Source organism: Sphingomonas hylomeconis, from assembly GCF_025370105.1.
Lineage (GTDB): Bacteria > Pseudomonadota > Alphaproteobacteria > Sphingomonadales > Sphingomonadaceae > Sphingomonas > Sphingomonas hylomeconis.
Genome location: NZ_JANQBK010000009.1, coordinates 1 through 24,319 on the forward strand (window position 1 = coordinate 1; position 24,319 = coordinate 24,319).

A 24,319-nucleotide genomic window follows, 5' to 3' on the forward strand; every position below is an offset into this window, starting at 1 on the left:
CAGCGTGTCGAACAGATCCCGCCACGCGGGATTGCCGCGTTCAATCAGCGCGAACGTCCACGCACGCCGCCAGCGTTTGAGCCGCTTCTCGTGTGCGATGGCATCGGTGATCGACGGTGTGTGGTCGGCCCAGACCAGGCGATGCAGACCATAGCGCCGGCAGAAGTCGGATCCGTCACTGTTCCGGCGCTGCCGGATGCGTGCCGGCAGGTCGGCGGTAACGCTGGCATACAGGGCGCCGTGACAGCGATCCGCCATGATATGGATCCACCCGCCACGATGCCCCATGGCGGCAGAAGATGAGAAGCGGGACCCCGGGTCAAGCCCGGGGTGACGATCAAGGAGAACGACCGCTCCCCGCCATAATCGGACGTTTGGTGCCGCCAGCGTAGGCACCAAAAGCGGACGGTCCGCTTCCGCCCAGTAGCGGACATCGCGACAATGACTTACGACGCTCTGATGTCCAAGACAGACCCATCCCGATCGCTCCTAATTGGTTTCGCGCTGGCATTGGGTGTCGTCGTTTCGGTCGGAGAGCGCGCTGTGTTCGCGGCGTCGTTGGGTCGAGAAATAGACCTGAGTGAAATCGACGTGCTCACTATGAACATGGTGCTTGTCGCAATCCCATTTCTGGCGCTCGCCCTACGATCATCGAAGCGTCTTGCGCCTTGGGCGTTCGCGCTCGCTGCGACTGTTGGTCTGCGCTGGTGGTGGCTTGCCAAGGGCATTGCTTATCAGCGGGGTCCGGACGGGTCCGGGGTCGATATGTTCGGGGCCTTGCTCATGCTGCTGTCTCCATTCGCCATCACTGCCGTGGCGCTTGTCATAGACCGAATTGTCCAGCGGCGTTCGAAGGGCAGCTAACCACCCAGGCCGGGCCGTTCCGGCTGGCGATCACGTCTGACACAAAGCCGCCCGGCCGGAGTCGCCCAATTGCCGACCTTGGGTTACGGTGGCACTCTCGGCTTGATGAGCATGGAAAGGCGCGATGCGGATACCGATACGCAACAAGAGCGACAGCCCCCTTACGGTGTTTGTAGAGCTGCAATGCGACCAGTTTGAAGTTCCGGTTGGAGGTGAGGCGATTGTTCGGCTCGCGGATGGCCGTCCACACTCAATTGACGTGGATCGTGATTGGGTCACCATCTGGGATGAAGAGGGTGACGCATCCGTCGAGATCATCTCCAACAGTGACAAGCGCGTTGACGACGCACTGATGCTCGCCCGGGTCTGGCTTCATAGGATGGGCGCAGAGGCGGACGCATTGCTTCTCGACGACACTGTGGAAAGTCTAGAGCTCGACGTCGGTTATCTCGCCGCGCGAGACCGAGTATTTCAGGCTTTCTATACGGGATTTGCAGGCCATGACGTGCCTTCTCAGAACGATGAAACAATTGTTCAGTGTTGGCGCGCTGGAGCGACTGCCGCCCGGCTGAACGATGCAGCTCGCAAGGCGCGGACCTTTCCCGAGTTAAACGCGGCACCCTTCGACACTGACACGGCTCGCATGGCTTTTGATCGGGCTGTGGGCAATGGCAGCTAACCACCACGGTCAGACTTTCCGCCTGCCCGGCGGTCATACCGAAAGAGGCCATTCCGCTTACGCCCAATAGCGGACGCTGAGAGCCTTACGGCTTTGTCGGTGCTTGCATCTGCGCCGTCGCCGTTTGCTCGTCGATGATGCCAACAATTTGAGACATAGGGATGGTGAAAACGCCGCCCTGTGCCTTACGCCATTCCTCGATACCCTCAACCAAGGCGGAGGTAGGGAAATCGCGCTTTTCGGCTGATAGCTTCGTGACACTGGCATCGAGCGTCTCGTCGGAAACCGGAATGTGCGGCAAAATGCCCGCGATACCCGGCGTTGCGAAGTGAACGCCGACAACGCTGATGTGATAGACCTTCTTGGCACCCATCATCGCGACGCGCTGCACCTTAAGCAGCGATCCAGCATCCTGTGGTCGAGCGCGGTATTCCCAGACTTGCCCCTCTACATACTTGGGAGGCGAAGCCTGACCGGACAGCCCCATGGCAGTGAGTAGACCGGCTGCGACAGATGAAAGCTTCATAGGTTCCCCCGAGCGAACGAGGTGCCACGATACTCTCATCCCGCCCCTTCTCAATGTCCGCTTCCCACCAACAATAGACGTTCAGCGCTGCTGACCCAAGCACCAAAGCGGACGGTCCGCTGCTCCGGAACGCTTTCTGTCCCACATCGATCAGAGCGGCAGCGTAAGCTGACCCTCTGCCACGTCTATCGTCGTATAGAGCCGGTCGTACAGATGCGTGGCCAGCTCGTGTGCCGCGTCTTCCCGCATCGTGTCGCGCGGTGCGGTGAGGCCCACCAGCGCCCAGGCAGGGGCGTCGTGGATGGCGGTAGCGATGATGTCAGGATTGATCAGCATGGTTCGAATCTCCGTTCGAAATCCATAGAACGAAACGCGAACATCGCGCAAGCGGCTAGCCCCGGCGCGCCATAACGTCACGACCGGACACCCGAGGCCACCACCCCCAAGCGCAAACACCGCCATCGTCGCCCGTTGCATAGGCCGCCGCCAGGCGTCACGCTGCGCGCATCGAGGGAGACCCCGCATGACCCTGTTCAAAGCCTTTCTGATCGTCGCCTGGATCGGGCTGGTCGGCTATACCGGCCTGGTCGTCGCCGCCCACGGGCTCGATCTGCTGCCGATCTTCTTCGGCGACATCGCCCGCCTGGCCTGGCCGGGCCAGTTCAATCTGGATTTCTTCTGCCTGCTGATCCTGTCCGGCTGGTGGACGGCATGGCGGCACGGTTTCTCCCCCGCCGGCCTGGCGCTCGGCGCCGTCGCGCTGGTCGGCGGCGCGGGCTTCCTGCTGCCTTATCTGCTGATCGCCACGGTTCGCGCAAACGGCGATCCGGCGCGCCTGCTGCTCGGGCCGGAGCGGGCGGACCGGCGCCCGACATTGCCGGGCTGAAGCGCGCAGGTCTACACGATCGCCAGCGTCATATCACCGGCCGGGGGCCGCGCGCCTCATTGCTTTTATCGGCGAGATATTTGGGCCCGGCGGGGCTCTCGAAAATCTCGAACAGGTCGGTTGCTTCGAACAAGGCGACGAAATTCTTGACGCCGAGAGCGCGCGGATTGATCGACACTTCGCGGTTGGCGGCCCCGCCCGCCTTGGACATCGCCGCCCAACCATTCTCGTCCGCCGTGCTGCGCACCGCTTCGCGCAAGGTGTCGATCAACTTGGTGTTCTGCCGCAGCGTCTTGCGCAGGGCTGCGCTGCCCGGTGCCGCTGCCGTCACCCCGGTTGCCGTTTGCGGTTTGGACTTGGGCTGCGGCTTCGGCTGGGGCTTCGGCTGGGCTTTTTGCTTCGGCGGCGGCGGTGGCGGCGGTGGCGCTGGCCTGATTGGCACCGCGACGGCAACGGAAGCCTCGGTCGCGGCCTGCGTCTCCGGCACATCCGGCGCACGCGGCTCGGCCGCGGCCGGCGCCCCGCCGATATCCTCGAGATGCACGAACGACGTGCAGGCATGGACGAACGAGGCCGGCGTCTTGCGTTCGCCGAAGCCGTACACGTCCAGCCCGTGGCCGCGCAGGTGCAGCGCGAGCGGGGTGAAATCGGCGTCGCTGGAGACCAGGCAGAAGGCGTCGGGGCGTTGCGTGTGGAGCAGTTCCATCGCGTCGATGACCAGCGCGATGTCGGTCGCGTTCTTGCGCGGCGTGTAGCTGAACTGCTGGATCGGGCGGATCGCGCAGTCGCGCAGCTTCTCCTTCCAGCCCTTCTGCAGCGTCGCGCCGCCCCAGTCGCCATAGGCGCGGCGGATATGCGCGGTGCCGTGAGCGCCGAGCGCGGCGATCACCGCGGCCAGCGTGTCGTGCGGCACGTTGTCGGCGTCGATCAGCAGCGCGATGCGGCGCCGCTGGCGCAGCGCGGGAAACAGATCGGCGGGGAACGGATCGGGGTGCATGCGGCCTCGTGCGGCGGAGCGGATGGCCCGTTGTGCCGCGAAGCCCTTGATATTCCGTAAGCAGTCCGGGCCGGCCGCGGGGGCCGGGCGGGGGCGTGGCGCCCGCGCGCGGTGCTACGGTGCGAGTGCGGCCCAGGCGGCGATCTCCGCCGGGTAGCGCCGGGTGATCACCAGGTCGCTGGCCGTGCCGGTCGCCAGGTCGACCTCGACCGTGCCGGCGAATTCCCAGGTCGCATTGCCCGACAGGCGCACCATGCCGTCGCGCTCGGCCTGCGCGCGCACCTGCCCGCCGCGGTTGAACACGGTGATCTCGGTGCCGAACGGGACGCGCCCGGTCAGGCCGGCGGCGAAGGTCGAGGCGGCCATCGCGCTGCCGCAGCTGTCGGTCAGCCCGACGCCGCGTTCGTGCGTGCGGACGAACAGGTCGGCGCCGCGCCGCTCGACGAACGACACGTTGGCGCGGTTGGGCAGCCAGTCGGGCGCCGCCTCGCATGCTTCGCCGACGCGCACCAGCTCGGCCTCGTCGATCGTCGCGACGAAGCTCACCAGATGCGGGTTGGGCATCGCCACCGCGGTGAAGCGGCGCGGCGTCGGCAGCAGCGGGATCGGTTGCTCGATGATCTCGTGCCCCAGGCCAGTGAGCGGCCAGGCGGTCACGTCGAGCGACGAGGGGCCGGCCACTTCGCGCACGGTATAGACGCCGGGGGCCAGCGGCGTGTCGATCGCGGCATAAGCGGTCGAGGTCTTCAGCTGCACGTCGGCATGGTCGATCCCCAGCGCCTCGAACCCCGCCCGCGCGACGCAGCGCAGCCCGTTAAGGCACGTCTCCGCCTCCGACCCGTCCGAGTTGAGCATCACCATGCCAACCCCTCCTCCCCCCGCGGTGAGCAGCAGGATTCCGTCGCCGCCGAGTACGCCGTGCCGATCGGCCAGCGCGCGGGCGACCAGCGCCCAGTCGGCCTGGCTGAGCGTGCTCCCACGGGCATCGATCAGCGGGAAATCATTGCCCGAGCCGTGGCATTTGACGAAGCTGAAGTTCATCCTGCCGCCCTAAACACCTGCCCCGCCCGCCGCAACGGGTTCACCGCGCAGCACGCCAACGAAGGAACACGAACCGCGCGAGCACCGATATCGAGCATATGGCGTGAATTTCCCACGATCGACCAGAACCATCCGCACATGGACCCTTCCGCAATTTTCGTTCGCTTCCGCAAAAATCGTGCTAGCGTGCACTATGGACACGCGTGTTTCTCTTGAGATGGCCTACGCCTTGCCTCCGCCCAGCCTCATGACTCGCATTCCACGCGACTGGCACGGCTTTTCGGCAGAATATGTCGAGCTGGCCAGCGATGCGCCCTATGATTTCAAGAATCGTGGTGACACGCACTATCTGGCATTGCACGATATGGTGTTGCGCGACGGCGAACTACGGGTCGACGGATTGCCTGCAAGTCGCTCGCAGGACCTGCGCGAAACGATCACGTTCACGCCAAAAGGCTGTGTCGTGGAGGGGTGGGCGCATCCGGAACAGCGCCCCAACAGCTTTGTCGCGCTCTATTTTGACCCCGGCGTCGTCCGCGAGGACTTGGGAGCCCGTTTTGCGCGACACGAGCCTCCCCCGTTCGTCCACACCCGCGATCCACGGCTGCGGCACACGCTCAAAAAGCTGGAAGCGGTGGTCCGCGCGCCCGATGTCGACGACCTTCACGCCGAAAGCCTGTGCCTGCTTGCCTCGCTCGAGATCTTCGGTGTGCTGGCTGATCCGCAGGGGCGATTGTCGGATCGGCAGGTCACCGCGGTAACCGACTACGTCGAGGCGCATCTCACGCAACAGATCGGCCTGGCGGACCTTGCCGCCGTCGCGGGGCTGAGTAGGTTCCATTTCTCCCGCGCGTTCAAGGCAACGACCGGCGAAAACCCGCACGGCTTCGTCCAGCAACGCCGCATCGCGCGCGCCGCGGACCTGCTTCACAGCACAACATTGCCGATCGAGGCGGTCGCGATCGCCGTTGGTTATCGCGGAGCGCCCCAGTTCCGAAGGGTATTTCGCGAAGTCGTCGGCGTGCCGCCGCTGACCTATCGCATGCAGCGGCGCTGAGCCGACGGAGGCCATGTCCGACCACATTTCGATCCCGCCCGACCTGACCGACTGCGACCGTGAACCGATCACGCGGCTCGATCGCATTCAGAGCTTTGCGTTCTTGGTCGCGATGGCGAACGACTGGACGGTCGTACGCGCATCCGGAAACGTCAAAAGCTTCCTCAAAACCCCGCCTGCCAAGCTGCTCGGTTCGCGCTTCGACGTATGGATCACGCAGACCGCGCTGCACGACATCCGCAACCGCATGGCGATCCTCGGCTCGACTGGCAGCGAACGGCTGTTCGACGTCAAACTGGTGCAGGGAATGCCGTCGGTCGACCTATCGATCCACTTCCAGGGCGATCTGCTGATCATCGAGGGCGAGCGATCGCAAAACGTCGAACAAATGGAAGCTGCATCGATGGTGCGGGCGATGGCAGCGCGCCTCATCAAGGCGCCCACCTTGGAGAAGTTCCATACCGACGCCGCACGGCAAGTGCTGGCGATCACCGGGTTCGACAGGATCATGATCTACCGCTTCGACAAGGATGGAAATGGCGCGGTCATCGGGGAGTCGACGCGTGCGGGCGTAGAAAGCTTCCTTGGGCTGCATTATCCGGCATCGGACATACCGCAGCAGGCGCGCGCGCTCTATCTGCTCAATCCTTTCCGGATCATCGCGGATGTCCAGGCGCCGACCGTCGCGCTGCTGCCGGCAGTCGATGTGGTCACGCGGCCGCTCGACCTATCGCTTGCGGTCAGCCGCGCGGTGTCGCCGGTCCATATCGAATATCTCCGCAACATGGGCGTAAGCGCCTCGCTGTCGATCTCGATCGTGGTCGAGGAGAAATTGTGGGGCCTCATCGCCTGTCATGCCAACAGCCCACGCTTGCCCAGCTTCGTCATGCGCAGCGCCACCGAACTGTTCGGCGCGATGTATTCGATGATGCTGGAAAGCCGGCTGCGGCGGGGCGCGGGCGAGGATGAACAAAAAGCGCGCGCGCTCGCCGACCGTCTCATCACGATGATCGCCGCTGACGAGAGTCTGATGGAAAACGCGTTGTGGCTGCACGACATGACGCGCGATATGATCGATTGCGACGGGGTCGCGATCTATCGAGGCGGCACCACCTTCCTCCATGGCGCGACGCCGACCGAGCAACAGGTCGTGGCACTCGCCCATCACCTCAACGCTGCCTCGCCGAGCCGAGTTTTCGTAAGCCACCATCTGGCCGCCGTGCACCCGCCGTGCGCCGAGACCGCCGATCGCGCTGCGGGGATGCTGTCGATCCCGATCTCGCGCGTACCACGTGATTATATCCTGCTGTTTCGCCGCCAGCGACTCGATGAGATCCGCTGGGGCGGCGACCCCGCCAAGGCGATGGAGCAGGGCGAGGAGGGCCCGCGTATGGCACCGCGCAAGAGCTTCGCTGCCTTTACCGAACTGGTACGCGGCCACGCCGAACCCTTTTCGGAGCGTGAACAACGCATTGGCGAGGCGATACGCCAGGCGCTGATCGAAGTGATCCTGCGCTATTCCGATGGCGCCCACGAAGAGCGCAACCGCGCGTCGGAGCGGCAGGAACTGCTCATCGCCGAACTCAATCACCGCGTGCGCAACATCCTCGCACTGATCCGCAGCCTGATCACCAAGACGGGTCAGGACGCCGCCGACATTGCCGACTATGTCGAATCGCTGGGCGGCAGGGTGCAGGCGCTCGCGCGCGCGCATGATCGCATTACGCGGCAGAACTGCTGGGGCCCGGCGCCACTGGCCGGGCTGTTCGAAGATGAGATCGCCGCACATGATTCCGCCAAGGGCCGGCTGGCACTGGTCGGCCCCAATGTCATGCTTCAACCGCAGGCGATCGCGACCATGGCGCTGGTCGTTCATGAACTGGTGACCAACTCCTGCAAACATGGCGCGCTTTCGGCGGCCGGTCGGGTGGAGGTAACGCTCGATCCGGTGGACGGCGAAGGCGTCTATATCCGCTGGAGGGAAATCGGCGGGCCGGCGGTGGTCGCACCGACGCGGCGCGGGTTCGGGTCGGTAATTCTCGAGCGCACCATTCCGTTCGATCTGCAAGGCACGGCCAAACTGCGCTATCTGCTTGCCGGATTGGAGGCGGAATTCTTCATCCCGCACCAACATGTCCTCGTCACGAGCGAGTCGCCAGCGATGGAAGTACGATCCGTTGCAAACGGCGCGAGTCTACCGATGCCCGCCTACGACATGCCGCTCCGCGGCGCGCATGTGCTGTTGGTCGAGGACAATATGCTGATCGCCCTCGAAACCGAGGACATGTTGCGCGAAATGGGCGCTGTCGATGTTCTGCTCGCTTCGACGATCACCGAAGCCGAGCGGCTGATCGCAGACCAGCGCTTCAACTTTGCCATGCTCGATATCAACGTGGGCCGGGGCACCAGCTTTGACCTAGCGACACAGCTGAGAGCGATGGGCACACCCTTTATCTTTGCGACCGGCTATGGTGACGAACTGGCGCTGGAACGCCGCAACGGCGTCGAAGTCCTGATCCAGAAGCCGTATGAACGCGATCATCTGGCACGTGCCATTCAGCAGGTGCTACAGAACGCCGGAGCATGAACGACGCCGCAGTCGCGCTAGCCGGCGCTTCGTTTCATGTCGTCGTTCCCACCAGCAGGCCTGTCCCTGCCGTCAGCGCCATCGCCAGCGCGCCCCAGAAAGTGACACGAAGGGTCGCGACCCCCACCCGCGCTCCGCCCGTCTGGGCGCCGATGGCTCCAAGCACGGCCAGAAACAGCAGCGACGCAATAGCTTCGATCACGACCAGCCACGGGGCGGGCGCGACGACCACGATCGCCAGCGGCAGCGCGGCGCCGGTGGTGAAGGTAGCGGCCGATGTCAGCGCTGCCTGGATCGGGCGCGCCGTCGTCATCGCGGAAATGCCGAGCTCGTCCTGGGCATGGGCCGCGAGCGCATCTTTGGCCATCAACTGCCGTGCCACGGTATCGGCGGTGCCGGCATCCACGCCACGCTTGATATAGATGCCGGCGAGCTCCTGGATCTCCGCATCGACATCGCCCGACAGCTCGGCACGCTCGCGTGCAAGATCGGCCTGCTCGGTGTCGGATTGCGAACTGACGGAGACATATTCGCCCGCCGCCATCGACATGGCGCCAGCGACCAACCCCGCCACCCCCGCGACGAGGATATCGCCGGGCTTGGCCGCGGCCGCCGCCACGCCGATGATCAGGCTCGCAGTCGAGACGATACCGTCATTGGCCCCGAGCACAGCGGCACGGAGCCAACCGATGCGTGATACCAGATGGCGCTCAGGATGAAGATGCAGCCTGGCCATCGCACATTCGCCTTTTCCGCATCGCTGCCACCATTACCACCATCGGCAGGGTCACTGCCGTGGACGCTAGGGACGCAATCAGAGCGGCTCCATACGTAATACGCGCGGTCGCGTCGGCGGGCGTTATAGCGCTGCGATGGGAATCCCTCGTCCTGGCGGCACCGCAGAGACTAGGGTCGGGCAGCTATCGCCGCGCTAGGCAACGCCGCCCCGGCGCTCTAGGTCTGCATCATGCTCTTGTTTCGTCTCCTGATCGCACTGGCGATGTGCGCCGTGGCCGGCACAGCAAACGCCGAATGCCGCACCGGCGCGCTCGATGCCCTCCCCGAACGCGCGTTCTACGTGCCCACCACGCCTGTTGCGTCCATGCCGCTCGTCATTTTGCTGCATGGAAGCACGAGCACGGGAGCGGAAATGCTGCGCGACAGCGACCTTGCCACCACCGCGCAAAGGCACGGTTTTGTGGTCATCGCGCCCAATGGCGGGATCACCGCGGGGCGCGGTTATGTTTGGAACATACCAGGCGTGCCGACCGTCACCGGCGCGCTGCCCGGCAAGCACGCGCGGAACGACGTCGCCTACCTGATCGCTTTGGTCGATCAGCTCGTCGCGTCCGGCTGTGTCGACGGCAAGCGTGTGTACGTGACGGGATTGTCGGGCGGCGGTCGGATGACGTCGTGGCTCGGCTGTGTCGCCGCACGCCGCTTCGCTGCAATCGCGCCAGTCGTCGGCCTACGCGCCGGGCGCCCGCTCGACGCCAATCCGACGCGGGCCGACCCGGCGACCTGCCACCCCCGCGCATCCGTGCCGGTGCTCGCCTTCTCCGGCGACGCGGACGCGACCAACCCGATTGCTGGCGGCGGCGCACCCTATTGGCAATATTCTCAGAGCGCCGCCGTGCAGCGCTGGGCGGCAATCAACGGCTGCGCGGAACCCTATACCCGCAATATTAGCGCGACGGTGTACGAACAAGGCTATGCCCGCTGCCGCGGCAACGCCACCGCCGCGGCTCGGGTAATGCGCGGCGGCCAGCACAGCTGGTCGGTCGTCGACAATGAGGCGCTGTGGGCATTCCTGTCGCAATATAGCCGCTGAACAGGGTGCACGGCGGCGCCACGGCGCGTGCGTGATCACCAGGCGAGCCGCGCCACTGTTACAAGAGTGCGTGCCCGGTCCAGCCCACTTCAGCGCCTGCCACGCGCCACCGCCGTGCCCGCCGCGCCACACCGCATCCGATGGGGTAGCGCTGATTGCCGCCCGCGGCGCCGCGACTTAACGGATCACGGGGCTGTCCGGCGACCGGGAGCGAGATCGGGTGGACAGTGGAACTGTCCTAAGCGATCGGCTGAGTCCGCCTCATGGCAAACTCCTCCAAAAATCAACGTAAAGCGGCGTTGGCCCAGGTCGCGACGATCGGCATTCCGCTCTTCATCGAACGCGTGCGCACGACCAGTTCGATCACCTTGATGCCGCGCGTATCGGCGGCCAGCGCACGGGCCGGATCGCCGAACGCCATTGCCGGGCTCGAGGCGAGCAACCGTCCGTCCCCGTAGACCAGGAATTGCGCGCGATCTTGCGTGTTGCGCGTGGAATCGTCGATGCCGACCAGCGCCTCGAACCGGCCCCGCCGGCTGCTATTGCGCACCTCGAGCCGCGATTGCGATAGGATGCCAATCCCGGTGTCGAACCGGCGTCCGCCGATCGCCAGCATCTGATCGTACGGTGTGGCATCGGCCTGGGCCCCGCCCCAGCCGCCATAGGTCGGGCGTTCCCCGGTATCGCGCGTGCCGCTCCACTGGCCGATCATACGGTGGACGACCGGATCGGGCTCGGAAACGGTGATGCCGTCCTCGGCGACGTTCACGTCTCCGGGGATCTCGGACAGGAAGACACCGTCCGTCAACCGCCGCACACCGCCGGCCTCGAAAATCAACGTCTCGCGCGGCGCCAGTTTGAAGCTCGTCTCGCCGGTGAACGGCTTCAGCGTCTTGCCGTCCCACAGATTGCGCAGCGTGATCGGCGCATCGGCCGCGAATTTCAGCTGTGCCGCGGTGAGGTTGACCTCCGCCGGGGCCAGGCCGCGGTTGAAGATGGCAACCGCCTTCTTGCCAGTCGCCAGCGTCTTGACGATGATCTGCGCATCGTCGCTGGCATAGGCAATCACCCCCTGGTGCCCGCCCGCATCCTGGTTCACCGCCACGATATCGGCGTTGCGCCAGATGTTCATCAGGCTGGCCGGCGCGCTGCGCAGATCGTAGCCGATGAACAGCGGCGCGTTGATGATCGCCCAGAGCGCGAAGTGCGATCGCGCCTCGGTCAGATGCTTTTCGTCGAAATCGCCATGTCCGATGAACAGCATGTCCGGGTCGTTCCACGCCCCCGGTTTGGCATAGAGCGCACGGGTCGAGGCGCTGTCGAAATTGTGCAGCATGCGCGACCAGTTCGGCGTGATGTCGCCGCTGGTGCGCCACATATGCGCGGTCTGCTTGCCCCAACGGCGCACGTCGGCGCTGCCCCAGGCACACAGCGCGAGGATATAGTCGCCGTCGCGATTGGCGCCGTCGAGCGCTCGCGCGACAGTGTCGTACAGCGCCTTGACGGCCGCCACATCGGTACGGTTGACCGAGGTCTGGTCGATCAACGGCGCGAACGGGCGATAACCGTTCTGCTCGACGACGGCGCTTCCCGGGGCATAGACGTTGATGCCGCAGGCATCGACCTTGAGATAATCGAAATTCCACTCGCGGAAATACAAGGCGATGTCCTGATCGACATGACCGTACAGCCCGACCTCGCGCTCGGCCGTCGTTCCTTCGGGCAAATTGGGCGAGTGCAGGTCATAGGCCTGCGAACAGGCATTGCGGCCGATATCGGTGTACAGCCCCGCCTTCAGCCCCATGCCATGGAGACGGTCGGTGAAGGGACGGAAGCTGCTTTCGCCATTGGCCAGCGCGGCGGACGGAAAGATCTGCGTGCGGACCAGCAACCGGCCATCGCTCGCCCGGCGCTTCAGCCACCAGCCATCGTCGACGTTGACATAGACATAACCGAGCTTGGCAAGACCGCTATCGACCAGCTTTTGCGCCGCGCCGATCACTTTCGCCTCGTCCACCTCGGTGCGGAACGCATTCCAGGAACTCCAGCCCATCGGCGGAGTCCGCGCCTGCTTGCGCTCCGGCAAGGTCCAGCGGCCGGCGGGCTGGAGCGCATCGCCGCCCGCGATCGCGGGTGTTGCCATCAGCAACGCGGCGGCCAGCGCGCAACCGGTCTTGCGGAAAGTCATGATGGTCATTCCTTCGAATAAGCGGTCGAACAGCGCGCGCGGTACGACGCGCAAGATCGATCCGATGGATTGCCGCCTGCCGGCACCCGTCCGGCCATCAGCGCGCCGTTCGCGTCAGCCGGCCATCCCGACGCTTCCACCGGCCCAGAGCGATTGCTCCCATCTGTCCGGCCCCATCTTGTGATCTTGTCGCCGCTATGGCCGAAAGATGAAGCGTTGGAAACAAAACGCAAGCACCATGTTTGCCAATCCCTGACATTCGTCACGAAAGGAAACTTTTCCACGCCACCCCGGGCTCGGCTGATCGGTGCGTTACGACGCTCGTCGGCTATTTCGGGCGAACCGCCGTCCGCCGATCGTACCGCTGGCCGACAGCCCGGCTGCGGCATCGGCGGCGTCCGGTCACCGCATGCGCATGAACATGGCGAGCGCGTTGCGCGTGCTGTCGGCAAAGCGGTCGTAGATCACGCGTGAAACCTCGGCGATCACCGGCTGGCGATCGCGTCCGCCGCGCGCGAACACGGCAACCGCCACGCGGCGGCCATCCGGCATGGTAATGAACCCCACATCGTTGGTGATGCCGTCAAGCGTGCCCGTCTTGTCTTCCACCAGGGTGCCGGCCGGAAGCAGTGCGCGGATACGGCGGGTGCCCGTCTGACATCGGCGCATCAGTTCGAACAGAAAGGCGCGGCTTTGTGCCGTCAGCACGGTGCCGCTATCGAGCCTCGACAGCAGCGCGACCATGGCGACCGGCGTGGCGACATCCTTGCTGTCGGCAAGGTGGCCACGCTCGCGCAGCAGCTGCGCTATGGTCCGGTCCACCCGCATCCCCGTTATATTCCGTGACGAAAGCCACTGCTGGACGGCACCGGGGCCGCCAACGGCGGCAAGCAGCTGATCGGTCGCATAATTGTCGCTCCGGACGATCATCAGCTCCAGGAGCTTCGCGGCAGAACGACCCGAGATCAGCTCATCGAGACTGCGTTGCCTCTGGTCGACCTCCGCGAGATAGGTGGCGGCGATGGCGAGCTTGACGGTGCTTGCCATGGGAAAGGAGATGCCGCCGTTGACGGCAACGATGGAACCGTCGCGAAGGTCGAGCGCAGCGATGCCATATTCACCGGGGCGGGCCGCGACCAGCATGTTGAGCTCGTGCTCGAGCCCGATGAGCTCAGGGGAGCTCGCGGCCGCCGGTGCCGGGACGAGAAAGCTGGCAGCGATACCGGAAAGCAGCAGACGGCAAAGCAGGTGTACGCGCATCTTCATCCTTGAATGTTGCCCTTCAGCGAAGGCTTCATCCTAAACTGATAAACCTGAACATCACGTTTTGCATGCCCGCAAAGCTACGGAATAAGCAACAATCTCGCTTTCCCCCACAGCTCGAACTCCGAAGCCCCCAGCGCTTCAGTCGGGTACGCAAGGTTTCGGCAGCGAATGCAACGAACGGCCGGCCGTCGGATGCCCGAGCGGCCGGCGCTAGCCCTCAGAAACGCATCGTCGCGCCGAACAGGATCGTGCGGCCGCTGGTCGTATTGGTCATCATGCGCTTGGCGTCCTTATCGGCATATTGGACGAGCGGTTCGTTGCCGATGTTGATCGCCTCCAGCGTCAGCTGCAGCTGCGGCGTGACGTTGACATAGGCCGAGGCATCGAAGTTGGTTGTGCCCTTGATATATTCACCAATATTGCCGTTGCCGCCGCTGCCCCAGCGATACTTGCTGCGCATCGCCGCCGATCCGCGCACGCCCCAGCGACCGGTATCGTAATAAAGCGTGGCGTTGGTCGACACCTTCGACAGGTTGGTCAGCGGCAGGTTTACCGGCGCACCGGAAAACAGCACGTCGGTCTTGCCGTCGGCGAGCGTCAGATTGCCGAGTACGCCCAGTCCATCGAACGGCGCGGGAAGAAAATCGAAATCGCGCTTGGCGGCGATCTCGACTCCCTTGATCGACGCGCCCGGCCCGTTCACCGGGCGCGTATAGTTGAACAAGATCGCCGGATCCTGGCCCGGCAACAGCAGCGACAGCGGAAAGCCGGTGGTGTTGTACGGCACTGGCGTCGTCTCGGTGGTGATGAACGACTTCATTTTCTTGTAGAACACGCCGATCGCCAGCGATCCGCGCTTACCATCATAATATTCGAGCGATCCCTCGACCGAATCGGCGATGAACGGCGCGAGATTGGGATTGCCCGCGCTGATCGTGCCACCGAAGGCGGCAACATTGATCGTCGCCGCCGCGCGCATATCGCTCAGCGCGGCGCGGCTGACGTTGCGGTTGGCGCTGACCCGCAGCACCAGCGAGCGATTGAGATCGAAGGCAAGGTTGGCGGCCGGCAGGAAGCCGTCATAGCTGTTGGTGATATTCACCGGCGTCAACGTCGTGCCGGTCAGTGCCATGCCCGAAGAATTGAGCGACGTGTGATAGTAATGCAGCCCGAGGTTGGCGCGCACGCCGACCTCCCCCAGCCGTGTGTCGAGATCATATTGCACGTAAGCGGCAACGGTCTTCTCGCGCACTGCGTAATCGGCGCCCGCGATCGCGTTGCTCGCATTGACCGTGCCGCTGATGCCGAGCGCCTGATAGGCGCCGTCGATATCGGCGATGATATACGGCGTACGGCTGGTATATGGGATCACCCTGGTCGGCACCGCCGGGAGCCCCGTCTTGCCATCATAATTGTACTGAGCGCGGCGCTGCAGCCCGCCATTTTCGAAATGCTTGTAACTGGCCCCCGCCTTGAGCGTCGAGCCCTCGGCGATGCGCCAGGCAAGCTCGCCCTTGGCATTATAGAATTCGCTGTCGATGCCGTCGTCACGCGATTCGGCGCCCTGCACGGTCCATTGCGCCGGATCGGCCGGATTGAAGCCGTACGTGTTTGTCGGGTTGCCCCCGTTGATCCCGGAAAAGCTGTAGCTCTTCCCGACTGCTTCCAGATACACTTGGTCATAGGTCGAATAGAATTTCGAGCGCGACCAGCCGCCCAGCACTTTGACGCTCAGCGTATCGGTGATCTCGGTGCGGCCGTTGAGCGCCACCTGCCAGAAATCGGTCGTGTCGTGCGTGTTGCGGGTTTCGGTCCGCATATCGACACCATCGAAGGATGCCGCGACGATGCTGTTGTGCTCGTCGAACGTGACGTCGGTCAGGACCTGGGTGCCGGTGATGTCGTTGGCCGACACCCCATTGGTCCCCGCGGCGCCGAGCACGTCGGTCTCGCGATTGTTGCTCAGCTTGCCGTACAGAATGTCGAGCGTCACGTCGGTACGGTCGCTGGGGTGATATTGCAGCGCTGCCGTGATACCCAGTCGTTCGCGCTCGTTGAACCACGTGGCATAAGTCTGCGCGCGGCTGTTCCACACGCGGTTCGCGCCAGTGGCATTGACCAGCAGCGCACGGTCGGCGGCGGAGATATTGGGCCCGACATTCGCGGCGCGGAAATTAATCTGCGACCAATTCCAATTACGATATCCCGTCTCGATCGTCTCTGCCTTGCTGTAGGCGACCGAAACCAGCGCACCGAAATCACCCCACCGATCCGATACCAGCCCGACCAGCCGCGGCGTCAGCGACTTACTATATTGGTTTACCTGCCCTTTGGCCGAAACGACCGCGGTCAGCCCGGGATAGTCGAACGGCTTTGCGGTATGCAGCCCGATCGTGCCACCGATCCCGCCTTCATCCTGCTCGGCCGCATAGGACTTCTCGACCGTCACCTGATTGAACAGCTCGGAAGCGAAGATGCTGTAGTCGAACGAGCGCGAACGGCTCACGCTGCTGCGGCTGTCCAGCCCAGAAGCGGTGTTGGTCAGCACTTCCATGCCGTTGAGTTGCGTGCGGGTGAAATCGGCGCCGAGGCCGCGCAGCGAGATCTGGCGGCCCTCGCCGCTGTCGCGAGTGATCGCCACGCCGGGGATGCGCTGCAGCGCTTCGGCCAGGTTCTGGTCGGGGAAAGCGGCGATGTCCTGCGCCACGATCACGTCCTGCGATCCGGTCGCCGAGCGCTTCAACTGCAAGGCGCGCGACAGGCTTTCGCGATAGCCCGTCACGACGATGTCTTCGCCGCCATTCTGTTCGTCAGATGCCACGGATGCCGTTTCGGCGGCATCCGCGGCTTGTGCGAAATCGGCGCGGTCCTGTCGCTCCAGGACGACGGTATCGCCGACGATGCGGCCATCGATCGCGGTGCCGGCGGTAAGCACGCGCAGCGCTTCCGCAGCCGGCATGCGGCCGCGCAGCCGGTTCGCCTTAAGGCCATTCAATTTGGCCGGCGAGGTTGCGACCTGCAGTCCGGTGACGCGCGAAAAGGCGAGCAATGCCTCCGTCATCGATTGGGCCGGCAGGTTGAAATCGAACTGGCGTTGTTTCGCCGACACCGTCGGCTGCGCCATGGCTGGCGACCAGGCGACGCTGGCGAGTGCGACCGAGCAGAACAGCAAATGCGAAAGGCGACCCGTGCGTATCATCATTACCCCCAAAATTTTCGTCGATTGCGGGGAAGACGGGCGCGCCAAGCAAAACCCGACAAATTAGTTTAATTACTGTTCAAATGATTATTTGTTACCTTTTTAATACAGCGTGGCTAAAAAGGCATAAGTCAGAACATTTTACAGACTAAGATATAAACACAATGCCTTCCCTACGATATTCAAAGCCTAATTCGTCCAATTTCATCACAGTATAGTCGCAGCTGTTTGCCGAACTTCCAGAATTAAACGCTAAAACGGGTGATTATAGGAATTTTGACAACGGCAAGCCGTTTTGGCCACCGCCGCGCAATGCTCCGCCAGATTGTCACAAAGGGATCATAGAAGCACCGGACCTACCGTGCGGAGCTCCATGCCTGTTTCCCTGCCCCAGATCGATGACCGCGAGAGCGACGTTCCGGACCAGGACTGGGAAACCGTTGCTGCCACGCTCGCCCGCTATGTGCGGGCGCGGACCAGCCGGCACGACTTGGTCGAGGACGTCGTGCAGGAAACGCTCGCGCGCCTGGTTCAGCAAGGCCGGCAACAGAAGTTGGTGAGCGTCTATGCGCTCGGCTTTCGCATCGCCGCCAATCTGCTAGTCGATCATCACCGTCGCGATCGCCATTATTCGACCGAAACGGAGATCGATCATGCCAGTGATGCGCCCTTGCCCGATCGCGTGATCGCCGGGCGGCAGGAGCTCGCGGCGCTCACCGCGGCGCTCGATGCGATGCCGCCGCTGCGCCGCGACGTCTTCATTCGACGGCGACTGCAGGGCCAGAGCTGCGCCAGCATCGCGCGGGACCTTGCGCTCAACCTCAAGGCGGTCGAGAAACATATCACGCGCGGATTGGCCGATCTCCACCGGGCAGTCATACTGGCCAACGACGCGGGGAATGACGGCCGATGACGCGTGAGACGCAAATCGCGGAAGACGCCGCCTTATGGGTCAATCGCCTCGACCAACCTGCGATCGACACATCCGCCAGTCGCGCGTTCGATGCCTGGATGGCGGTGGATGTGGCGCATCGCGACAAGTTCACTGACCTGCAGGCGCTATGGCATTCCGACGCGCTGATCGAGGCGCTGCGCCAGACGGTCACGGCTTCCGCAACGTCCGACCTGGTCACGCCGTCCGTCACTGCCCCGCCGTGGCGGAAGCCGGTGGTTTGGCTCACAACGACCGCCTGCGCGCTGGCGGCCACGCTCGTCATGCTGATCCCGTCGCTATCCCCAGCCACCTACCGGACCGGGATCGGCAATGGCCGATCGATCGTCCTCGCCGATGGGTCGCAGGTCGCGTTGAGCGGCAATTCCGAGCTTCGCGTGCGCGTGCTGCCGTGGCAGCGCGTGGCAACGCTGGTGCGCGGCGAAGCGTTCTTCGATGTGGCGCACGAACGCTGGCGCCCGTTCCTCGTGCGGAGCGGCGACACCTCGGTGGCGGTGCTCGGCACGGCGTTCAACGTCGACCGGCAGGACGCCACGCGCACCGCGGTTGAAGTGTATCGTGGCGCCGTGGCGCTCGACGCGGGCCAATCCGACAATCTCGTACTGCGCAAGGGCGACCGCGCTCGCGTGGTCGACGATCGGATAACCACCCAGGCGCCCAATCCCGCCGCTGGCGCGACGGCCGCTGCCAGACCCGACTGGACCGCAGGCTGGTTCGAAGCCTCCGACGTCCCGCTGAGCGTGTTGATCGCCAAGGTCCAGCGCCATTCGGCCAAGCCGATCCGGCTCAGGGATCCGGCGCTGGCCGCGCTGCCAGTCAGCGGGCGGTTCCGCGTATCGAACCCGGCGCGCGCGCTGAACGCGATCCGCGGCGCCTATGCGCTCGATATACGCTACGGGCGCAGCGCGATCCTGATTGCCCCTTCGCGCGCCGACCAAGGCTCCTGAAAAACGCGCTGCGCTGTCGGGTTTGCGGCGTGTGCCGCGTCTTCCCCGCACCGGTCCATGCCGGGAAGGACCGTGCCTGATGACCGAGATCGATCGCCGCGACATGATGAGACACGGCGCGGCACTTGCGCTGCTCGGCGGCGCCCTGCCGGCCCGGTTGCTGGCCGCACCGCGCTTCACGCGCTATCCGTTCACGCTGGGTGTCGCGGCTGGCGACCCGCTGGCCGATGGCTTCGTACTGTGGACGCGGCTGGCGCCCGAGCCGCAAACCCCCGACGGCGGCATGCCGGCGGTCGATGTGCGGGTGCGCTGGGAAGTGTCCGAAGATCCCGGCTTCCGCCACATCGTGCGCGCCGGCACCGCGATTGCCGAGGCACGCCTGGCGCATTCGGTGCATGTCGAGGTCGGCGGGCTCCGCCCACAGCGTCCGTATTGGTATCGCTTCCTGGTGGCCGGCGCGGAGGCGAGCCCGGTGGGCACGGCGCGGACCGCGCCTGCAGCGGGCGCCCCGGTCGATCGGCTGCGCATCGCCATGGCCGGCTGCCAGGATTTCGAGATGGGCTATTATACGGCTTTTGCGCATCTCGCGCGCGAGCCGGACCTCGACCTGGTCTATCACTATGGCGACTATATCTACGAAATGGGCATTCGGACCACGCCCAGTCCGCGCAAGCATCTGAGCGCTGAGATCTATACGCTCGACGCCTATCGCCGTCGTTACGCGCAGTACAAGGCGGATCTAGACCTGCAGGCGGCGCATGCCGCGGTCGCCTTCGTGACATCGTTCGACGATCACGAGATCGACGACAATTGGGCCGGCGCCTTCGATAAGGACGGCAACCCGCCCGCGGTGTTCGCGCTCCGCCGAGCCGCAGCGTTGCAGGCGTGGTACGAGCACAGCCCCGTCCGCCATGCGCAGCGGCCGGGCCCCGACGGCGTGCGGATGTATCGCCGGTTCGACTATGGCAGCCTGGTGCGGATGCATGTGCTCGACACCAGGTCCTATCGCAGCGATGAATTGTGCCGGCCGAACCGGCCTCGTGGGGAGCCCGAAGCCTGCAAGCCCGCCGATCGCCCCGAAAGGACGATGCTGGGCGCGGCGCAGGAGGCCTGGCTGGATCGCGGACTGGCCGGCGATGCGCGCTGGAACTTCGTCGCGCAGCAGGTGCTGATGATGCCGTTCGACTCGCGCAAGGACGGCGCCACCACGCCGGTCGTCGGCGCCGACAATTGGGGTGGCTATCCGCTCGCCCGGCAACGTCTGCTCGACGGTATCGACCGGCGCAATCTCACCAACGTCGTCATCGGCGGCGGCGACATGCATCAGCACGTCGTCGGCGCGGTGCCGCGCCGGATCGAGCATCTCGACGGACCGGCGATCGCGACCGAATTTCACGGGACGTCGATATCCTCGAACGGAACGGGCGGGCGGCATTATCCGGGCGAAAGCCAGATGCAGTCGAACAATGCCAACGTCCGGCTGCTCAACAACCAGCGCGGTTATCAGCTGTTCACGGTCACACCGGATCGGTGGCACGCCGATGTGAAGGTGCTCGACCAGGTCGACACCCCCGGCGGCGCGCTCAGCACCTTCGCTCGATATGCCGTCGATCCGAGGCGGCCCGGGCCGCAGGCGGCTTAGGCGCGTCGCGATGGGGCCTCGGCCCCGGGCCCGGCGATCAAGGCAGCGCTTGCCGCTCCGCCGCCCGCGCGGCGCAGGTTGCGGCGAAGCCCGCCGCCATGAACCGCGCCATACGCTCCTTTACGGCATCGAAGTCGTTCGAGCGGCACAGACCGCCGGACAGTTTGTCGATCCGCCCGGTACGCCCAAGCGTCAGCATCAGGCCACCGGTGACGAAGTGATAGCCCCAAAACAGATCCTCACGCGGGCAATCGGGCAATGCCTGCTGCAGCAGATCGATCAACCGCAGCACGACGACGTCGAAATGCGTGTCCATCAATTCGCCGCCCCATTCCGCGGTGTTGCTGACCTGCGCGCCGAGCTGCCCGTAATTGCGCCAGCCGGCGTCACCCTGGCCGTGCAGGTCGAGATCCGCATCGAGATAGGCATGTAGCGCGCCCTCGACTGTGATGGTGCCGGCCGCCTCACGCTCGTACGCGTCGAGCGCGGCCATGCGGCGCTCGATCGTAACCGGCGCACGCCGGGCGATCACGGCATCGAACAGGTCCTTTTTGTCCTTGAAATAATAATGCAGCAGCGACTGGTGAACCCCGACCTGATTGGCGACGTCCTTCAGCGTGACGCCGTACAGCCCGCGTTTGGAAAACAGCTCCTCGGCCGCGTCGTAGATCTGCTCGATCGTCGCGGCACGCTGATCGGCCTTAGTGGTGCGCGGGCGTGGTTTCGCTGTCATTGACGCTTCTTGGCGGACGACGGAGGGCGGGGCAACGGTCGAGGCGTGCTTAGCCATGCGCGGCGCGCAGCCGGATCTTGTCGATTTTGCCGGTCGTGGCCAGCGGCATGGCGGCCACGCGGATGATCGCATCCGGCATCCACCATTGGGCGATCCGCCCCGACAGTGCCGCGACCACCGCATCGTCATCGAGCTCGGCACCGCGGCGCAGCTCGATGACCAGCACGGGGCGCTCGCCCCATCTGGGATGTGCGCGCGCGATCACCGCGACAAGGGCAACCTGCGGCAATGCGCCGACGATCGTCTCGATCTCGCTCGGATTGATCCATTCGCCGCCCGATTTGATCAGGTCTTTGGCGCGCCCGGTGATGGTCAGCGTGCCGGCGGCATCGATCGTCGCCAGGTCGCCCGTGTCGAACCAACCAGCGGTATCCGTGGCGGACGCCTCGGTGCCGAAATAGCGCTCTACCGCGCTCGCCCCACGGACGCGGAGATGACCTTCCACGCCACGCTGCTCCGGCAGCGCCACACCGTCCGCGTTGGTCAACAGCAGATCGACGCCCATCGGCGGACGGCCCGACGTGCCGGCACGGCGAACAGGGCTGTTGGCCGCGGTGACGCTGCCGAGCGGCGACAGTTCGGTCATGCCCCAGCTCGTCTGCACGACAACCCCCAGGCGCGTCTCGATCCGGTCCATCAGCGCCTGCGGTACCGACGCTCCGCCCAGCAGGATGCGGTTTAGCGAAGGAACGTCGCCGCCCGTGCGGTCGAGATGCTCGATCAGCCCGAGCCACACCGTGGCGACGCCCGCCGCGACGGTCACCTGCTCGTCATTGATCAGCCGCGCCAGGCTTCCGCCATCCTGATCCCGGCCGGGCAGCACCAATTTTGCGCCGGTCGCCGGTGCCGCGAAGGCGAGCCCCCAGCCATTGGCGTGGAACAGCGGCACTGCGGCCAGCACCGCGTCGCGCGCCGTCAACCCGAGCACGTCGGCATGGAGCAGATGGATCGTCTGCAGATAGTTCGATCGGTGCGTATAGCTGACGCCCTTCGGCGCACCGGTGGTGCCCGAAGTGAAGCAAAGGCCGGCAGGAGCATTTTCGTCGAACCTGCCCCACGTCATTGCCGCGCCATGCGCGTCGAGCAGTTCCTGTTGCGCCCATATCCTGGCCCGACCCGCATCGACCGCGCCGTGCGTGCGATCAGGCTCGTCGAGCAGCACGACGTGTTCAATCGTCGGGCATCGGGCGAGCAGCTCGGTGACCAGCGATTCCAGCCCCGGGCTGACGGCAAGCACGCGATTCTGCGCTTGATGGATCATGCCCGCCAGATGCGCGGGCGAGAGGCGTGGGTTGAGCGTATGGCAGACGATGCCGATGCCGATCGCGCCGTACCAGCATTCGAGATGCGCCTGGCTGTTCCACGACAGGGTGGCGAGATGGTCGCCAAGCCCCAGTCCAAGCGCTGCGAACGCCCCGGACGTGCGGTTCGCGCGCTCGCGCAGCGCGGCATAATCGATCCGCCCGCCGCCACCGGTGACGACCTCGGCAGTGCCATGCCACTTGGCGGCGTGATCGAGGAACTTGTCGAGCGTCAGCGTATAATTCTGCATCGCGCCGGGATTCATGCAACCGCCTTAGAATGTTCGAGCTTCAGCGCGCGCGCGAGTGCGAAATGCAGGGCGATGGCGACGAAATAGAAGGGCACAAGCGTATAGAAGGCGAGCTGCAGCGAATTGCCGGGATGCGCAGGCTTGAACCAGTCACTCGCCATGCCGAGCCAAGTCGGGCCCAGCCCCAGCCCGATCAGGTTCATGATGAGCAGCAACACCGCGCCGGCCAGCGTGCGCTGCCGCGGCGCGACGGCATTCTGCACATAGGCCACGGCCGGGGTCAGATAGAAATAATTGAGGAAGGTCGGCCCGATGAGAAATGCCATCGCCAGCGGCCAGGTCGGCGCCCAGACGAACCCGATGAAGAACGGCACGGCGAGCAACAGCGCTATCGCCGGCATCGTACCATAGATCTGCGGTGTCGCGACGGCGCGGCGATCGATGATCCGACCGGACAGATAGATTCCCGCACTTACGCCGATAGCCAGCACGAGCGCATACCAGATCGCGACCTGATCGAGCGTCATGCCCTTTTCGCGCATCAGGAACAGCGTGGTGAAACCGAGCGTGGCATAGGTGACGAACTGCGTTGCCCCCGCCGCCAGCGAGACCAGCGTCAATGTCGGGCGGGTGGCGAACAGCCGGAACGTGGCGCCAAATGTGGGGGCCTCCCCCGTGTCCGGCGCCGCGCGTCGCCCGTCGCTGCTACCGCGCACCGGTTCGCGCACGAATGCCCACACGGCGGCGGCCGCGATCAGCCCGGCGGCGCCGAGCAGCACGAATGCCAGCCGCCAATCATAGGATGCGGCGATCTTCGCGCCGAAGGCAACACCCAGCGCCTGTCCGAGCGGCGGCCCGAGGTTGAACAGGCCGAGCGCGAGCCCCCGTCGTTCGGGTGGAAAATAGTCCGAGATGATTGAATAGGATGGCGGTACGCCACCGGCCTCACCGATCCCGACGCTCATCCGTGCGGCAGCGAGCTGGCCATAGGAGTGCGACATCCCGCACGCGATCGTCGCTGCGCTCCACAGGGCGCAGGCGATGGTCAGCACGCGGACTCGATTGCCGCGATCGGCGAGCCACGCGACGGGGATGCCGAGAATGCAATAGAACAACGCGAAGTAGAGGCCGCCCAGCCGTCCGAGCTGCCCGTCGGTGATGCCGAGCTCGTCCTGGATCGGCTTGGCCAGGATCGACAGCAACTGCCGATCGAGGAAATTGAGGACGTAGACGATGCATAACAGCGTGAGCACTGCCCAAGCATATCTGTCCACCACCGGCGGCCGCGCCACCGCGACCTCCAAAACGCGCT

The 24,319-nt window shown here is 64.9% G+C and carries 21 protein-coding genes; 9 read left to right on the forward strand and 12 right to left on the reverse strand.

Going from position 1 to position 24,319, the window contains the following annotated elements; translation table 11 throughout:
- Window positions 1-258, reverse strand: a 258-nt coding sequence (locus NV401_RS11945) for a GIY-YIG nuclease family protein (RefSeq protein WP_261294657.1), incomplete at its 3' end; no start/stop codon positions are given.
- Between the two features lie 201 nt (window positions 259-459).
- Here NV401_RS11945 and NV401_RS11950 point away from each other — a divergent pair.
- A complete protein-coding gene (locus NV401_RS11950; protein WP_261294658.1) occupies window positions 460-864 on the forward strand; it encodes a hypothetical protein in 405 nt (134 codons plus the stop codon).
- A gap of 124 nt (window positions 865-988) precedes the next feature.
- The gene (locus tag NV401_RS11955; RefSeq protein ID WP_261294659.1) at window positions 989-1,543 is read left to right on the forward strand and encodes a hypothetical protein; all 555 of its coding nucleotides are present in this window, start codon (window positions 989-991) and stop codon (window positions 1,541-1,543) included.
- Window positions 1,544-1,628: 85 nt separating this feature from the next.
- Here NV401_RS11955 and NV401_RS11960 read toward each other — a convergent pair whose 3' ends face one another.
- Together NV401_RS11960 and NV401_RS11965 are read right to left on the reverse strand one after the other, a co-directional pair.
- Window positions 1,629-2,069: a hypothetical protein gene (locus NV401_RS11960; RefSeq protein ID WP_261294660.1), complete on the reverse strand. Its 441-nt coding sequence runs from the start codon at window positions 2,067-2,069 to the stop codon at window positions 1,629-1,631.
- Window positions 2,070-2,219: 150 nt separating this feature from the next.
- Window positions 2,220-2,405 carry a DUF6771 family protein gene (locus NV401_RS11965; RefSeq protein WP_261294661.1) on the reverse strand — a complete coding sequence of 62 codons (186 nt, stop codon included), beginning with the start codon at window positions 2,403-2,405 and terminating at the stop codon, window positions 2,220-2,222.
- A gap of 187 nt (window positions 2,406-2,592) precedes the next feature.
- On the opposite strand from NV401_RS11965, the gene NV401_RS11970 reads away from it, so the two are divergent.
- Window positions 2,593-2,955 (forward strand): hypothetical protein, encoded by a 363-nt coding sequence (locus NV401_RS11970; protein ID WP_261294662.1) that lies wholly within the window; start codon window positions 2,593-2,595, stop codon window positions 2,953-2,955.
- Between the two features lie 28 nt (window positions 2,956-2,983).
- Here the strand turns inward: NV401_RS11970 and NV401_RS11975 are convergent, their stop codons facing one another.
- Both NV401_RS11975 and dapF read right to left on the reverse strand, forming a co-directional pair.
- Complete coding sequence (locus NV401_RS11975; protein WP_261294663.1) at window positions 2,984-3,952, reverse strand: NYN domain-containing protein; 969 nt, start codon at window positions 3,950-3,952, stop codon at window positions 2,984-2,986.
- Between the two features lie 114 nt (window positions 3,953-4,066).
- A complete protein-coding gene (gene dapF / locus NV401_RS11980; RefSeq protein ID WP_261294664.1) occupies window positions 4,067-4,993 on the reverse strand; it encodes a diaminopimelate epimerase in 927 nt (308 codons plus the stop codon).
- Window positions 4,994-5,186: 193 nt separating this feature from the next.
- Here dapF and NV401_RS11985 point away from each other — a divergent pair, with 193 nt between their 5' ends.
- Together NV401_RS11985 and NV401_RS11990 are read left to right on the forward strand one after the other, a co-directional pair.
- A complete protein-coding gene (locus NV401_RS11985) occupies window positions 5,187-6,050 on the forward strand; it encodes an AraC family transcriptional regulator (protein WP_261294665.1) in 864 nt (287 codons plus the stop codon).
- 13 nt (window positions 6,051-6,063) lie between these two features.
- Window positions 6,064-8,637: an HWE histidine kinase domain-containing protein gene (locus NV401_RS11990; RefSeq protein WP_261294666.1), complete on the forward strand. Its 2,574-nt coding sequence runs from the start codon at window positions 6,064-6,066 to the stop codon at window positions 8,635-8,637.
- A gap of 34 nt (window positions 8,638-8,671) precedes the next feature.
- On the opposite strand, the gene NV401_RS11995 is transcribed toward NV401_RS11990, so the two are convergent.
- Window positions 8,672-9,373: a VIT1/CCC1 transporter family protein gene (locus NV401_RS11995; RefSeq protein WP_261294667.1), complete on the reverse strand. Its 702-nt coding sequence runs from the start codon at window positions 9,371-9,373 to the stop codon at window positions 8,672-8,674.
- A 231-nt stretch (window positions 9,374-9,604) separates the two neighbouring features.
- On the opposite strand from NV401_RS11995, the gene NV401_RS12000 reads away from it, so the two are divergent.
- Window positions 9,605-10,468 (forward strand): alpha/beta hydrolase family esterase, encoded by an 864-nt coding sequence (locus tag NV401_RS12000; RefSeq protein WP_261294668.1) that lies wholly within the window; start codon window positions 9,605-9,607, stop codon window positions 10,466-10,468.
- Between the two features lie 283 nt (window positions 10,469-10,751).
- On the opposite strand, the gene NV401_RS12005 is transcribed toward NV401_RS12000, so the two are convergent.
- The 3 genes from NV401_RS12005 to NV401_RS12015 all read right to left on the reverse strand — a co-directional run bounded on the left by NV401_RS12005 (window position 10,752) and on the right by NV401_RS12015 (window position 17,124).
- A complete protein-coding gene (locus NV401_RS12005; RefSeq protein ID WP_261294669.1) occupies window positions 10,752-12,656 on the reverse strand; it encodes an NPCBM/NEW2 domain-containing protein in 1,905 nt (634 codons plus the stop codon).
- Window positions 12,657-13,058: 402 nt separating this feature from the next.
- Window positions 13,059-13,916 (reverse strand): serine hydrolase, encoded by an 858-nt coding sequence (locus NV401_RS12010; RefSeq protein ID WP_261294670.1) that lies wholly within the window; start codon window positions 13,914-13,916, stop codon window positions 13,059-13,061.
- Between the two features lie 223 nt (window positions 13,917-14,139).
- Entirely contained in the window at window positions 14,140-17,124 is a 2,985-nt protein-coding gene (locus tag NV401_RS12015; RefSeq protein WP_261294671.1) for a TonB-dependent receptor, read from the reverse strand.
- Window positions 17,125-17,494: 370 nt separating this feature from the next.
- On the opposite strand from NV401_RS12015, the gene NV401_RS12020 reads away from it, so the two are divergent.
- The 3 genes from NV401_RS12020 to NV401_RS12030 all read left to right on the forward strand — a co-directional run bounded on the left by NV401_RS12020 (window position 17,495) and on the right by NV401_RS12030 (window position 20,662).
- Window positions 17,495-18,034: an RNA polymerase sigma factor gene (locus NV401_RS12020; RefSeq protein WP_261294672.1), complete on the forward strand. Its 540-nt coding sequence runs from the start codon at window positions 17,495-17,497 to the stop codon at window positions 18,032-18,034.
- Entirely contained in the window at window positions 18,031-19,020 is a 990-nt protein-coding gene (locus NV401_RS12025; RefSeq protein WP_261294673.1) for a FecR family protein, read from the forward strand. Before NV401_RS12020 ends, NV401_RS12025 begins: the two co-directional genes overlap by 4 nt.
- Before the next feature lie 79 nt (window positions 19,021-19,099).
- Entirely contained in the window at window positions 19,100-20,662 is a 1,563-nt protein-coding gene (locus NV401_RS12030) for an alkaline phosphatase D family protein (RefSeq protein ID WP_261294674.1), read from the forward strand.
- Between the two features lie 37 nt (window positions 20,663-20,699).
- On the opposite strand, the gene NV401_RS12035 is transcribed toward NV401_RS12030, so the two are convergent.
- From NV401_RS12035 to NV401_RS12045, 3 genes are read right to left on the reverse strand one after another with little or no spacing between them, the layout of a single operon-like run.
- Window positions 20,700-21,395, reverse strand: coding sequence for a TetR/AcrR family transcriptional regulator (locus tag NV401_RS12035; RefSeq protein WP_261294675.1), 696 nt, complete (start codon window positions 21,393-21,395; stop codon window positions 20,700-20,702).
- A 49-nt stretch (window positions 21,396-21,444) separates the two neighbouring features.
- Window positions 21,445-23,022: an AMP-binding protein gene (locus tag NV401_RS12040; protein ID WP_261294676.1), complete on the reverse strand. Its 1,578-nt coding sequence runs from the start codon at window positions 23,020-23,022 to the stop codon at window positions 21,445-21,447.
- Entirely contained in the window at window positions 23,019-24,260 is a 1,242-nt protein-coding gene (locus NV401_RS12045) for a spinster family MFS transporter (protein ID WP_261294677.1), read from the reverse strand. Before NV401_RS12045 ends, NV401_RS12040 begins: the two co-directional genes overlap by 4 nt.
- Between the last annotated feature and the right edge of the window lie 59 nt (window positions 24,261-24,319).

Coding starts and splice junctions, on each gene's coding strand:
- NV401_RS11985 (WP_261294665.1), top strand. CDS start 5,187: ATGGACACGCGTGTTTCTCTTGAGATGGCCTACGCCTTGCCTCCGCCC.
- NV401_RS12010 (WP_261294670.1), bottom strand. CDS start 13,916: ATGCGCGTACACCTGCTTTGCCGTCTGCTGCTTTCCGGTATCGCTGCC.
- dapF (WP_261294664.1), bottom strand. CDS start 4,993: ATGAACTTCAGCTTCGTCAAATGCCACGGCTCGGGCAATGATTTCCCG.
- NV401_RS12005 (WP_261294669.1), bottom strand. CDS start 12,656: ATGACTTTCCGCAAGACCGGTTGCGCGCTGGCCGCCGCGTTGCTGATG.
- NV401_RS12000 (WP_261294668.1), top strand. CDS start 9,605: ATGCTCTTGTTTCGTCTCCTGATCGCACTGGCGATGTGCGCCGTGGCC.
- NV401_RS12035 (WP_261294675.1), bottom strand. CDS start 21,395: ATGACAGCGAAACCACGCCCGCGCACCACTAAGGCCGATCAGCGTGCC.
- NV401_RS11990 (WP_261294666.1), top strand. CDS start 6,064: ATGTCCGACCACATTTCGATCCCGCCCGACCTGACCGACTGCGACCGT.
- NV401_RS11950 (WP_261294658.1), top strand. CDS start 460: ATGTCCAAGACAGACCCATCCCGATCGCTCCTAATTGGTTTCGCGCTG.
- NV401_RS12020 (WP_261294672.1), top strand. CDS start 17,495: ATGCCTGTTTCCCTGCCCCAGATCGATGACCGCGAGAGCGACGTTCCG.
- NV401_RS11960 (WP_261294660.1), bottom strand. CDS start 2,069: ATGAAGCTTTCATCTGTCGCAGCCGGTCTACTCACTGCCATGGGGCTG.
- NV401_RS12025 (WP_261294673.1), top strand. CDS start 18,031: ATGACGCGTGAGACGCAAATCGCGGAAGACGCCGCCTTATGGGTCAAT.
- NV401_RS11970 (WP_261294662.1), top strand. CDS start 2,593: ATGACCCTGTTCAAAGCCTTTCTGATCGTCGCCTGGATCGGGCTGGTC.
- NV401_RS12015 (WP_261294671.1), bottom strand. CDS start 17,124: ATGATGATACGCACGGGTCGCCTTTCGCATTTGCTGTTCTGCTCGGTC.
- NV401_RS11965 (WP_261294661.1), bottom strand. CDS start 2,405: ATGCTGATCAATCCTGACATCATCGCTACCGCCATCCACGACGCCCCT.
- NV401_RS11995 (WP_261294667.1), bottom strand. CDS start 9,373: ATGGCCAGGCTGCATCTTCATCCTGAGCGCCATCTGGTATCACGCATC.
- NV401_RS12040 (WP_261294676.1), bottom strand. CDS start 23,022: ATGAATCCCGGCGCGATGCAGAATTATACGCTGACGCTCGACAAGTTC.
- NV401_RS11975 (WP_261294663.1), bottom strand. CDS start 3,952: ATGCACCCCGATCCGTTCCCCGCCGATCTGTTTCCCGCGCTGCGCCAG.
- NV401_RS12030 (WP_261294674.1), top strand. CDS start 19,100: ATGACCGAGATCGATCGCCGCGACATGATGAGACACGGCGCGGCACTT.
- NV401_RS11955 (WP_261294659.1), top strand. CDS start 989: ATGCGGATACCGATACGCAACAAGAGCGACAGCCCCCTTACGGTGTTT.